Annotated in this window: 11 protein-coding genes; 7 read left to right on the forward strand and 4 right to left on the reverse strand. The window is 52.3% G+C overall.

Annotated features, from left to right (window positions below):
* Window positions 1–654 precede the first annotated feature (654 nt).
* Window positions 655–1,890 carry an alanine transaminase gene (alaC, locus tag ACQKDS_RS10355; protein WP_399669398.1) on the reverse strand — a complete coding sequence of 412 codons (1,236 nt, stop codon included), beginning with the start codon at window positions 1,888–1,890 and terminating at the stop codon, window positions 655–657.
* 290 nt (window positions 1,891–2,180) lie between these two features.
* On the opposite strand from alaC, the gene ACQKDS_RS10360 reads away from it, so the two are divergent.
* The 4 genes from ACQKDS_RS10360 to ACQKDS_RS10375 all read left to right on the forward strand — a co-directional run bounded on the left by ACQKDS_RS10360 (window position 2,181) and on the right by ACQKDS_RS10375 (window position 7,548).
* The gene (locus ACQKDS_RS10360; protein ID WP_399669753.1) at window positions 2,181–3,425 is read left to right on the forward strand and encodes a DUF1479 domain-containing protein; all 1,245 of its coding nucleotides are present in this window, start codon (window positions 2,181–2,183) and stop codon (window positions 3,423–3,425) included.
* 101 nt (window positions 3,426–3,526) lie between these two features.
* Window positions 3,527–5,236: a LytS/YhcK type 5TM receptor domain-containing protein gene (locus tag ACQKDS_RS10365; protein ID WP_399669395.1), complete on the forward strand. Its 1,710-nt coding sequence runs from the start codon at window positions 3,527–3,529 to the stop codon at window positions 5,234–5,236.
* A complete protein-coding gene (locus ACQKDS_RS10370) occupies window positions 5,233–5,967 on the forward strand; it encodes a LytR/AlgR family response regulator transcription factor (RefSeq protein ID WP_399669392.1) in 735 nt (244 codons plus the stop codon). The genes ACQKDS_RS10365 and ACQKDS_RS10370 overlap by 4 nt, the downstream gene beginning before the upstream one ends.
* Before the next feature lie 348 nt (window positions 5,968–6,315).
* Window positions 6,316–7,548, forward strand: coding sequence for an L-lactate MFS transporter (locus tag ACQKDS_RS10375; protein ID WP_399669389.1), 1,233 nt, complete (start codon window positions 6,316–6,318; stop codon window positions 7,546–7,548).
* 193 nt (window positions 7,549–7,741) lie between these two features.
* On the opposite strand, the gene glk is transcribed toward ACQKDS_RS10375, so the two are convergent.
* The 3 genes from glk to ACQKDS_RS10390 form a co-directional block, all read right to left on the reverse strand.
* Complete coding sequence (glk, locus tag ACQKDS_RS10380; protein WP_399669750.1) at window positions 7,742–8,707, reverse strand: glucokinase; 966 nt, start codon at window positions 8,705–8,707, stop codon at window positions 7,742–7,744.
* A gap of 203 nt (window positions 8,708–8,910) precedes the next feature.
* Window positions 8,911–9,603, reverse strand: a complete 693-nt coding sequence (locus ACQKDS_RS10385; RefSeq protein WP_399669386.1) for an aspartate/glutamate racemase family protein — start codon at window positions 9,601–9,603, stop codon at window positions 8,911–8,913.
* Between the two features lie 67 nt (window positions 9,604–9,670).
* Window positions 9,671–10,111 carry a multidrug/biocide efflux PACE transporter gene (locus tag ACQKDS_RS10390; protein ID WP_399669383.1) on the reverse strand — a complete coding sequence of 147 codons (441 nt, stop codon included), beginning with the start codon at window positions 10,109–10,111 and terminating at the stop codon, window positions 9,671–9,673.
* Between the two features lie 100 nt (window positions 10,112–10,211).
* Here ACQKDS_RS10390 and ACQKDS_RS10395 point away from each other — a divergent pair, with 100 nt between their 5' ends.
* The 3 genes from ACQKDS_RS10395 to ACQKDS_RS10405 all read left to right on the forward strand — a co-directional run bounded on the left by ACQKDS_RS10395 (window position 10,212) and on the right by ACQKDS_RS10405 (window position 12,330).
* On the forward strand, window positions 10,212–11,099 hold the full coding sequence (locus tag ACQKDS_RS10395) for a LysR family transcriptional regulator (protein ID WP_399669380.1): 888 nt from the start codon (window positions 10,212–10,214) through the stop codon (window positions 11,097–11,099).
* A 238-nt stretch (window positions 11,100–11,337) separates the two neighbouring features.
* A complete protein-coding gene (locus ACQKDS_RS10400; RefSeq protein WP_399669377.1) occupies window positions 11,338–11,709 on the forward strand; it encodes a DUF2502 domain-containing protein in 372 nt (123 codons plus the stop codon).
* A gap of 39 nt (window positions 11,710–11,748) precedes the next feature.
* The gene (locus ACQKDS_RS10405) at window positions 11,749–12,330 is read left to right on the forward strand and encodes a hypothetical protein (protein WP_399669375.1); all 582 of its coding nucleotides are present in this window, start codon (window positions 11,749–11,751) and stop codon (window positions 12,328–12,330) included.
* The last annotated feature ends 171 nt before the right edge of the window (window positions 12,331–12,501 follow it).

Genomic DNA, 12,501 nt, shown 5'->3' on the forward strand with positions numbered 1-12,501 from the left:
CGTACCCCCATGCTGAATACAGGCCGGGCATGCCCGGCCACTACGGTTCCGCAAATTTTATAACGAAGAATGTCATTAAACCGTAGGGGCGTGGCATGCCGCGCCCGGTTAATAGCGTACCCCCATACTGAATACAGGCCGGGCATGCCCGGCCACTACGGATGCTGCAACACGGGATGTTGTTACTCGTAGGGGCGTGGCATGCCGCGCCCGATTAATAGCGTACCCCCATGCTGAAAACAGGCCGGGCGTGCCCGGCCACTACGGATCTGCGGAATTTTATAACGAAGAATGTCATTAAGCCGTAGGGGCGTGGCACGCCGCGCCCGATTAATAGCGTACCACCCATGCTGAAAACAGGCCGGGCATGCCCGGTCACTACGGTTCCGCAGAATTTTATAACGAAGAATGTCATTAAACCGTAGGGGCGTGGCATGCCGCGCCCGGTTAATAGCGTACCCCCATGCTGAATACAGGCCGGGCGTGCCCGGCCACTACGGTTCCGCGGAATTTTATAACGAAGAATGTCATTAAACCGTAGGGGCGTGGCACGCCGCGCCCAATTAATAGCGTACCCTCCATGCTGAAAACAGGCCGGGCGTGCCCGGCCACTACGGAGCTGCGGAATTAGCTACGGGGAATATCCGGCCACAACTACTCTGCTGTTTTAGCCATCTTTGCCGCTGATGTCAGTAGACCATCGGCGCGGAACATTGCTTTAATGCCGCGTACCGCCTGACGTATACGATCCTGATTTTCGATCAGCGCGAACCGCACGTGGTCATCTCCGTAATCGCCAAAGCCAATGCCGGGGGATACGCAAACTTTAGCCTCCGCCAGCAGACGTTTAGCGAATTCGAGTGAACCGAGATGTGCATAAGGCTCAGGAATTTTCGCCCACACATACATTGATGCTTTCGGGTTTTCCACCTTCCAGCCCGCTTCATGTAACCCTTTTACCAACACATTTCGGCGCTGCCGGTACTGTTCAGCAATATCTTTAACGCACTGTTGATCGCCCTCCAGTGCCGCAATGGCCGCCACTTGTAATGGCGTAAAGGTGCCGTAATCATGGTAACTTTTGATACGTGCCAAGGCGCTAACTAATTCAGGATTGCCCACCATAAAACCAATGCGCCAACCTGCCATATTGTAACTTTTTGACAGAGTAAAGAATTCTACCGCGATGTCTTTAGCGCCGGGGACTTGCATGATCGATGGCGCTTTCCAGCCATCATAAACAATGTCGGCATAAGCCAAATCGTGGATCACCAGCACGTTATATTGCTTCGCCAGCGCCACAACCCGCTCAAAGAAATCGAGTTCGACACATTGCGCCGTCGGGTTAGACGGGAAGCCGAGGATCATCATTTTTGGCCGTGGAATGGTTTCACGGATGGCGCGCTCCAGCTCACCAAAGAAGTCCCCACCTTCCACCAACGGTACCGAACGCACCTGCGCCCCAGCGATCACTGCCCCGTAGATATGGATTGGATAACTTGGATTGGGCACCAGTACCGTATCGCCATGGTCGAGCGTTGCCAGCATCAGATGCGCTAACCCCTCTTTCGAACCGATGGTAACAATGGCCTCGCTTTCCGGGTCGATTTCAACGTTATAGCGCTCGCCATACCAACGCGATATGGCACGGCGCAGGCGCGGAATGCCACGAGAGGTAGAGTAGCCATGGGTATCATCGCGCTGCGCCACGGTGCAGAGTTTCTCAACAATGTGCGGCGGCGTCGGGCCATCGGGATTACCCATGCTGAAATCGATAATATCCTCGCCGCGCCGGCGCGCAGCCATCTTTAATTCAGCGGTAATATTGAAAACATAAGGGGGAAGACGTTCGATACGCGTAAAGCGACGCGGACTGTGTTTATCAGCCATAAATTCCTCGAAAAGACGTTAGCGCCCGGACCGTCCGAGCGACGTAGGTCAGTTGTGACCTGTCCACGAACATATCGCACAGTCTCTGCGCTGTCGAGCGCCTATCAAAGATTTTTATTGGATGCTGATATTCGAAAAACGAAAAACAGGAAGTTACGAATGAAAGATATCTCTTTATTTACCTCGCTTAAAGCCAGATAATCATTAACGCTAAAACAACAAAAACATAACGTCCTACCCTGTTCCCAACCCTATCTGTCGCCGTCATGGGCGGCATTAAGGAGCATATGATGGCAACACTGGTGATCGAAGATATTCCCACTGCGATTAAAACCGTAAAACAACAGCTGCGTCAGGCACTGCCCCATTACCGCGACGCCTTTCTGGCACTGGAGGAGAACATCCGCCAGCAGGTTGAGCAGATTCGTCATGAACTGGCTGAAGGCCATAATCCCGTACCGCAAATTGATGCAGAAGACATTCTGCAACAGCGCGTCAGCGAACAGCAGAAAGCGCGCATTAAACAGCGCGGAGCCTGCGCCATTCGCGGCGTATTCCCCCGTGCCCAAGCCGAAGGCTGGAACCGCGAGATCGGTGATTATCTCGAGCGCAATAACTTTGTCGAACGTCTAAAACACGCCGCTGAAGACAACTATTTTGGCAAACTGGCTGCCAGTAAACCGCAAATTTACGGTATCTATTGGTCGCTACCCCAAGTAGAAGCGCGTCAGGATCAACGTATGCATGCCGTGCAAGTGTTCCTCAACGGCTTGTGGGAAAGCGAAAGTCACGGCAAGCAACATTTTGACCCACAGCGCGTTGCCACTTACGCCGATCGCACACGCCGCCGTCCCCCCAATTCATCCTCACTCGGCCTGTCACCCCACGTTGACAGCGGTACCATTGAACGCTGGTTAGATGACAACTTCCGCTACGTTTACCGCCACGTGTTTTCCGGCAACTGGCAAGACTACGATCCGTTTGCCGCCGCTGGACGCACCGAAGTACGTGAAATCGCCTCTCCGGCGGTGTGCTCGATGTTCCGCACCTTTCAAGGCTGGACGGCGTTGACCCCGCAGCGCACCCACGCCGGTACGCTAAATGTCGTGCCGATCGCTAACGCGATGGCTTACGTACTGCTGCGCGCACTGCAAGATGACGTAGCCGATGACGATTTGTGCGATGCCGCTCCCGGCCGCGCCCTGTCGATTTCGGAAAAATGGCATCCTCTTTTACTGCAAGGCCTTTCCCCAATTCCCGATCTGGAAGCGGGCGACTGCGTATTCTGGCACTGTGACGTGATTCATGCGGTGGAAAACGAACATCACGGCGAGTTCGACAGCAACGTCATGTACATTGCCGCCGCGCCGGGCTGTGAGAAGAACGACGCCTATTTACAACGCCAATTGCCCAGTTTTCTGGCAGGAAGAACGCCGCCAGACTTCGCCCCCGATGATTTCGAAGTGGATTTCGTCGACCGGGCTACACCAGCACAGTTAACGCCTTTGGGCAAAAGCCAACTCGGCTTTAAATAATTCCCCAATGCTCCCTGAGCCGCATCAAGCGGCTGCGGTTCAGGGTATCCATTACGCTGTGATATACTTCCCTTATCTTTTGGCCGCATCGAGTATCCGTTGTGCACTCCGTTTTTGAAATGTTGTTAGCGGTGTTTGATCGCGCTGCGTTGATGTTAATTTGTCTGTTTTTCCTTACCCGCACCCGTCAGTTCCGCCAACTGTTGCAAAAAGAAGATCACACATCATTGGAGTTGGCGGCAGTTACTGCCATCTTCTCGCTGTTTGCCATCTTTAGTACCTATTCCGGTATTAACGTCGAAGGCTCGTTGGTCAACGTACGGGTGATCGCCATTATGGCGGGTGGCATTTTATTCGGCCCGTGGGTCGGCATCATGACCGGCATTATTGCCGGTTCACACCGCTATCTGATCGACATCGACGGCATCACCTCCGTTCCCTGCCTAATCACCAGCATCATTGCCGGTATTTGCGCCGCGTATATCAACCTAAAAGTCAAAAAAGAACAGCGCTGGCGGGTCGGTATTTTGGGCGGCATGCTGTGCGAAAGCCTGACCATGTTGTTGATTGTGTTGTGGGCTAAACCGACCGAACTGGGGCTGGATATCGTGTCCAAAATTGCCCTGCCCATGATCCTCGGAACGGTGTGTATCGGTCTGATCGTGCTGCTGGTGCAAAGCGTTGAAGATGAAAAGGAAGTGATTGCGGCACGGCAGGCTAAACTGGCGTTGGATATTGCCCACAAAACTCTCCCTTACTTTCGTAACGTTAATAGTGAATCGCTGACCACAATTTGTGACATCATCCGCCACGATATTCAGGCCGATGCCGTCGCGATGACCGATACGCATCGCGTATTGGCCTACGTCGGCGTTGGCGAAGAACATTATCCCGTTGGCCGCGAGAGCCTAAGCCGGGTAACGCGCGACAGTATCCGTCACGGTAAAATCATTATCAAAAACAATCTAGAGAACCCGGCAACACCACAGATTCACTCTCAATTGGTGATCCCACTGTGGGAGAAAGGGGAAGTCAGTGGCGCGTTGAAGATCTATTACTGTCACGCACACCAAATTACCAATACGCTCAAGGTGATGGCCGTCGGTTTGTCCCAGATTATTTCTACCCAGATGGAAGTTTCGCGTATTGAACAACTGCGCCAAATGGCTGATAAAGCCGAAATGCGTGCGCTACAAAGCAAGATTAACCCCCACTTTCTGTTCAACGCGTTGAATGCCATCTCATCTTCGATCCGCCTTAATCCAGACACCGCACGCCAGCTGATTATCAACCTGTCACGCTACCTGCGCTACAATTTGGAGCTCAACGACGAATTTATCGATATTCGTAAAGAGCTGCACCAAATCCAAGATTATATCGCCATCGAACAGGCGCGCTTCGGCAATAAACTGACGGTGATTTATGATATTGATGACGATATTGCCGTACGTATCCCCAGCCTATTGATCCAACCGTTGGTGGAGAATGCTATCGTGCACGGTATTTTGCCGCATAAAGGCCAAGGAGTGGTGGTGATCGCCGTGAAAGATTTGGATGACCGGGTCAGGATTTCGGTGAAAGACACTGGCAACGGCATCAGCCAAGAGGTGATCGAGCGCGTCGCACGCAACGAAATGCCGAGCCATAACATTGGCTTGCTCAATGTCCATCACCGTGTATCGTTGCTGTACGGCGAAGGTTTAGACATTCGCCGCCTGAACCCAGGCACGGAAATCGCCTTTACCATCAGCAAAAACGGCAGCAAATTGCACAACGAAACCACCGAACGACCGGCGGGAGAAGGATCATGAAAGCCATCATTGTTGAAGACGAGTTTCTTGCTCAAGAGGAGCTCAGCTATCTGATCAAAAAGCACAGTAACATCCACATCGACGCCACCTTTGAAGACGGGCTAGATGTGTTGAAATACCTGCAAAACAATCAGGTCGATGCCATTTTTCTCGATATCAATATTCCTTCGCTCGATGGCGTGTTGCTGGCGCAAAACATCAGTAAATTCGCCCATCGCCCATCAATCATTTTCATCACCGCGTATAAAGAACACGCGGTGGAAGCGTTCGAAATTGAGGCTTTCGATTATATTCTTAAGCCCTATCATGAAGCGCGCATCGTCACCATGCTGCAAAAGCTGGAGGCATTGCATCAATCGTCGGCCGCGGTATCGGAACTCGCTCTCCCCACGGCGCGCAGCAGCCACAGTATTAACTTGATTAAAGATGAGCGAATTATCGTTACCGATATTAACGATATCTATTATGCGGCAGCCGATGAGAAAGTGACGCGCGTCTATACTCGCCGCGAAGAGTTTGTGATGCCAATGAACATCACTGAGTTTTATAGCCGCTTGCCGGAGGAGCACTTCTTCCGCTGTCATCGCTCTTACTGCGTTAACCTGTCAAAAATCCGCGAGATCGTGCCGTGGTTTAACAACACCTATATTCTGCGTCTTAGCGATCTGGAGTTCGAGGTGCCGGTCAGCCGCAGTAAGGTTAAAGAGTTTCGCAAGCTCATGCGTTTGTAAAACCCGATGCTGGTGGCGCGCCGTTGGTTGTTGCACCACTGGCTTGCCCCGCTAATGGGATAGGCTTTTAATCACGCTAACAATTACCACACCTTATTAACACGATAAATTAACAATAAAACATTGATATAATTGATATAGATCACATAATATCAGTGCGTTCTGATGGCCTTTTTCGCGTTAAATCGGCACTTCATGCAACCCTAGATGCATTTCATTCCTCCTCGTGTGCAACTCATTCCCAATCCGCCGTCCGGTGCGGTTCACAGCTTTATAATATGCCTATTCCGCGAAGTATTGATTACGTCGCAATTTTTGCCACAGGCAACGCACACAGGAGAAACCGGCATGAAGACTAAACCGGTAAATCGCAGTTTAATCGTTCTGGGTACTATCATTTGCCAAATGGGGCTGGGGACTATCTATACCTGGAGTCTGTTCAACCAACCGCTGGTGGATAAATTCCATTGGGGTCTGGCCGATGTCGCCACCACGTTTTCCATCACCAGCTTCTTCCTGGCTTTCGCCACGCTGTTTGCCGGTAAACTGCAAGAGCGCTTCGGTATCCGCAACCTGACGCTGGTTTCCGGTGTGTTGGTTGGCCTGGGTTTGATTGCCAGCGCGCATGTCCGTTCATTGGACATGATTTATCTGCTGGCTGGCGTCGTGGTCGGGTTCGCGGTCGGTATTGCCTACATCTCCACCCTGTCGAATCTGATCAAATGGTTCCCGGCGAACAAGGGGCTGATTTCGGGCATTTCCGTCGGTGCTTTCGGCAGCGGCAGCCTGCTGTTTAAGTATGTCAACGCGGCGTTGATTGCCGATGCTGGGGTGTCTGGCGCCTTCTTCTACTGGGGTGCGATCGTCATGGCGTTGATCGTGCTTGGCTCACTGCTATTAAAAGAACCGGCCGCCGCCAACGCGTCCACTGATGCTCGCGTTAGCCTGAGCAATGATTACAGCGTGCGTCAAATGTTGGCTACCAAAGAAGCCTACCTGCTGTTTGCTATCTTCTTCTCCGCCTGTATGAGTGGCCTGTATCTGATTGGTATCGTGAAAGACATGGGCGTACAACTCGCCGGGATGGATTTAGCCACCGCCGCCAACACCGTGTCTGCCGTCGCTATCTTCAACACCGCCGGACGCATCATTCTGGGCACCTTGTCAGATAAAGTCGGCCGCATGCGGGTGATCAGTTTCACGATGCTGGTGACCGTGCTGGCTATTGTCGCCCTGAGTTTCTTCACCCTGAGCCATACCCTGTTCTTCCTGTGTGTCGGTGCCGTTGCCTTCTGCTTTGGCGGTAACATTACGGTCTTCCCAGCTATTGTCGGTGATTTCTTCGGCCTTAAAAATCACAGTAAAAACTACGGTATTATTTACCAAGGCTTTGGGCTGGGCGCGCTAGCGGGTTCATTCATCGCCAAATACTTTGGCGGCTTCCACGCAACCTTTATGGTAATAGGTGTGCTGTCGGTGATTTCCCTACTGATTACCTTATTTATCAAAACACCGCAGGCTGTCGCTCAAGAAGAGAGCGGCAACGAACAACAGGTGCTGGGCAAAGCCAAACACGCCTAATAATCGAGCCATGTTGAACAAGCCCGTCAGATAATCTGACGGGCTTTTTATCGTAAATACAGGATGATGTTGTTGCCCCAGCCGACGCGCTGAACCGATGGCTGCTTGATGAAACGCATGCGAACTTGCCAGATGCGGCAAACGGCGCCATGATTGCAAGCGATAACCGCGTGATCGCGGCATCCTCATAATGTTACAACTGCATGCCCAGCGTTTGTCGCAGGTGAGCCCCTGCCCCCAACAGCCCAGGTTGCGCATGCGCGATCATAAACACCGGGATATCTTGTACATAGTCCTTAAAGCGCCCTTTGTCTTCAAAAGCGGCGCGGAAGCCAGAAGCCATAAAGAACGCCATAAAACGCGGTACGATGCCACCAGCAATATAGACGCCACCAAAGGTGCCCAAGTTCAGCGCCAAATTGCCACCAAAGCGCCCCAAAATGACACAGAACAGCGATAAGGCACGGCGACAATCGGTACAGCTATCGGCCAATGCACGCTCGGTTACGTCCTTCGGTGCTAGGTTTTCCGGCTGGCGTTTATCAGCTTTAACAATCGCACGGTATAAATTGACCAAGCCCGGCCCTGAAAGCACCCGCTCGGCAGAAACGTGGCCAACTTCTGCACGCAATACTTCCAGGATAACGTCTTCTTCTTCGCTGTTTGGCGCAAAATCAACATGCCCGCCTTCGCCGGGCAAGCTTACCCAACGCTGATTCACCTGCACCAAATGTGCAACTCCTAACCCAGTCCCTGCGCCATAGACCGCAATCGGTTTATCCTTTTGCGGCTTCCCGCCGCCAAACTGCACCACATCAGCATCGGTCAGCATGGGGATCGCCATAGATACGGCGGTAAAATCATTAATGACTTCCAGATGGCTGAACCCCAGATTAGCTTTCATCTCTTTGATAGAAAAAGCCCACGAGTGATTGGTCATCGCCACCCAATCCTCCGTCACCGGGCAGGCAATGGCGATACACGCATCCTGCACCTCAACCTGATGCTCAGTTAAATAGTGGCGAATCACCGCCTCCAGACTTTCGAACTCCAGGCCAGAATACGTTTTCGCTTGGGTAATCTCACCCGTCGCGACGGTGCACAACGCCAGCCGGGCATTGGTACCGCCAACATCCCCTACCAGGGCATAGGTCATCAGAGTTTTCTCCGCAAGAAATTAAGCTATCAATAAGAAACTGCACTCACTGTAAAATCCCACAGGAAAAACAACAATCGCCTTTGTTCGACTGGCTATCCATTAGCGATCTCGATCACAAAAACGTTTCAGCCCTGCTAAATAAATGCGTTCTCACCGTGTTGAAAATCATTACAGTAAAAACGCCTATTAACTGTTATTTCGCATCAGGCCAACGCGTATTCCACTGCGGCACGCGCGTGAATGGCCGTGGTATCAAATACCGGCACCGAAGCATCTTGTGCGCCGACCAGCAGACCGATTTCGGTACAGCCGAAAATAATCCCCTGCGCGCCCTGTAATTCTAAGTTACGGATAATACGGCGGTATTCTTCACGCGACCCATCGCGGATTTTCCCCATACACAGTTCTTCATAAATAATACGATGCACAATATCGCGATCGGCTGCCACCGGCGTGACCACGTCAATAGCAAAATTATCCTGCAAGCGACCACGGTAAAAATCTTGCTCCATGGTAAAACGCGTCCCCAACAGCCCAACGCGACGAATATCCTGTTGACGCACCTGCAAGGCAGTGGCATCAGCAATATGAATTAACGGTAAACCGCTTGCTTGCTCAATAACATCAGCCACTTTGTGCATGGTATTGGTACAGATAACGATCGCCTCCGCCCCTGCTGCACGTAATGACGCCGCCGCTGTGGCGAGTAATTGCCCGGCACCTTGCCAATCACCCTGATGCTGCAAGCGTTCAATTTCATGGAAATCAACGCTATACAGCACAATTTTAGCAGAGTGTAAGCCGCCCAATTGTTGTTTGACCTGTTCATTGATCATACGATAATAAGGAATGGTCGACTCCCAACTCATTCCGCCCAACAAGCCCAGCACTTTCATGGTGTTTTCCTCGATCCATGTGATGAAAATGATGACACTATCGTATCCGTCACAACTTGACGATGGGTTATTTCACCGCCAGACGGGATTCAAGCCAACGCTGACGCAAAGTGTCATACAACCAATTATAAAAGAGGGTATACGGCAAGAAAAATAGGAAGAAACCCAACTCCAGCATAAATGCCTGTACCAACGTCAAGTTAAGCATCAAGGCAGCAATGGGTACGCCAATCAGCACAAAACCCGCTTCAAAACCCAATGCATGCAGCGCCCGTACCTTTAGGTTTCGCGCGACACGAGTGATCGGCCACCAACGGTCAAATCCGGCGTTATAAATAATGTTCCATAGCATCGCGACGCTGGACAGCATGACCGCCAATGCACCGACCTGAATCATTGAACGGTTCATCAACCATGCACCAATCGGTGCGCAAATCATCACAGCAATGACTTCGAAACCCACCGCGTGAATCACACGCTCACCCAAAGACTTGTTTTGCAGTTGCATATTTCACCTGATAAATAGCCATTATTGGAACAATTCAGGTGATTATCATCGTTTTATTGCGTAGATTAAAAATAGGTTCCATCGAAAAAGTAGATAGATCATGCATTACTCCCCCGAGGCTTTACAGGCTTTTGTCGAAGCGGCCGCACTAGGCTCCTTCTCTGCCGCCGCTCGCAAGCTGCGTAAAAGTCAGTCAACTATCAGCACTGCCATCGCCAACCTAGAAGCGGATCTGGATTTGACGCTATTTGACCGACAAGCACGGCAACCGGTACTTACCCTCGCCGGACGTAAAGTCTTGGGTCACGTTCAAGAAATTTTGGCCGCCAACGAGCGTTTGAATGCATTAAGCATCAGGCTGGCTGATCGGGTCGAACCGCGCTTGACGATCGTTTTATCCGATACCTATCAACCTCAGCATCACGACAGCCTGATGATACATTTTGAGCGGCGCTATCAGGATATTGAATTGGAATGCATGGTTGCCGAAGAAGGCGATGTGTTGGACTTGGTACAAAGTGGTCGCGCACATTTGGGGATGCTGGCGGTGCAAACAACTTACCCTCCAGATATCGCCGCAGCGCGGCTTCCGGAACAAACTGAAATGGGTATTTTCGTCGCCCAACAACACCCACTTGCGCAATGCAACGCCGTAACACCGGAAAAACTCGCCAGCAATCGCCAACTGTATCTCAACACCTATACCGCCAACAGTAACAAACCGCAGGGGCGTGTATGGTCAGCACCCAGTTACCTGATGTTACTCGAAATGGCCGAACAAGGGTTCGGTTGGGCGATCTTGCCGCATTGGCTGGTCAAGCAATACAGCAATGGGCAATTAATAGAGCTGCGCCCACGCGGTTGGCCAATGCTAATTTCGGTCGATGCCGTATGGTCAAAACTCACGCCTCCGGGTCCGGCTGGCTCATGGATGTTGGATCGGTTGCTGGAGAATGCCGAAGATCAGGCGGCGACATTGAGTTCCTGAGTGGCCAGAACAATGTGGTTGAAGCCTTCCGGCTCGCTACCCTGAGGACGATCGTCAGTGACGGTCTTGTGCCGTTTGCGGTCGCTTGGCATCCAGACAAGTCTTAATTTTTGATTGCGCTCCCTTTTTCAGAATGCCGCTGAAATGCCTGCTACGGCAATAGCGATAACATACCGGCAGAGAAATAGATAAGGTGGATTAATTGACGTTATGAGCAAAGCCGCCAACAGGAGAAAATATGTTTAAACCTCTGCTACTGGCCGCTGCATTAATAATAAGTACAGCGCCGCTCACGCAACAGGCCGAAGCCAAAGGGCTGAACATTGATTTGCTGCCGGGCGTTTCACTGCGTATTGGCGATCAAGACCAACGCGGCAATTATTGGGATGGCCATGATTGGCGCGATCGCGATTGGTGGATACGCCATCAGGGTAAGGAGTTAGGTGAGCGCAGCCGCAGAGGCGACTATTGGGACGGCCAGCGCTGGCGCAATGCTGATTACTGGCGTAAACACGACTACTTCGATAAAGGCCGATATCGTAAATACGAAAAACATCATTATAAGAAACATCATAAACACAAGTACAAACATCGGCACCATCATCACTAATAATGCAGGCCGGGCGTGCCCGGCCACTACGATGGAGTGATGTCGGATGAGATTGCGCAACGAGGTATGCTGTTACCCGTAGGGGCGTGGCCTGCCGCGCCCGGTTGGTTGCTTGATGCTGAACCCGTGATGCAGGCCGGGCGTGCCCGGCCACGACGGTGGATTGATATCGGCGATATTTGGCAGCGAGGTATGTTGTTGCCCGTAGGGGCGTGGCCTGCCGCGCCCGGCCGGATGTTTGATGCTGAATACGGAATGCAGGCCGGGAGTGCCCGGCCACTACGGTGGATTGATATCGGCGATATTTGGCAGCGAGGTATGTTGTTAGCCGTAGGGGCGTGGCACGCCGCGCCCGGTTGGTTGCTTGATGCTGAACCCGTGATGCAGGCCGGGCATGCCCGACCACTACGGTGGATTGATACCGACGGGATTTGGCAGCGAAGTATGTTGTTACCCGTAGGGGCGTGGCATGCCGCGCCCGGTTGGTTGCTTGATGCTGAACCCGAGATGCAGGCCGGGCGTGCCCGGCCACTACGGTGGATTGATACCGGAGGGGATTGCGCTGCGGGGTATGCCGTTAACCGTAGGGGCGTGGCCTGCCGCGCCCGGTTGGTTGCTTGATGCTGAACCCGAGATGCAGGCCGGGCATGCCCGGCCACTACGGTGGATTGATACCGGAGGGGATTGCGCTGCGGGGTATGCCGTTAACCGTAGGGGCGTGGCCTGCCGCGCCCGGTTGATTATTTGGCGCCGCATACGGAATGCAGGCCGGGCATACCCGGCCACTCCGGT

The organism is Serratia sp. NPDC078593 (assembly GCF_050268245.1).
Taxonomy (GTDB): Bacteria; Pseudomonadota; Gammaproteobacteria; order Enterobacterales; family Enterobacteriaceae; genus JBNNGK01.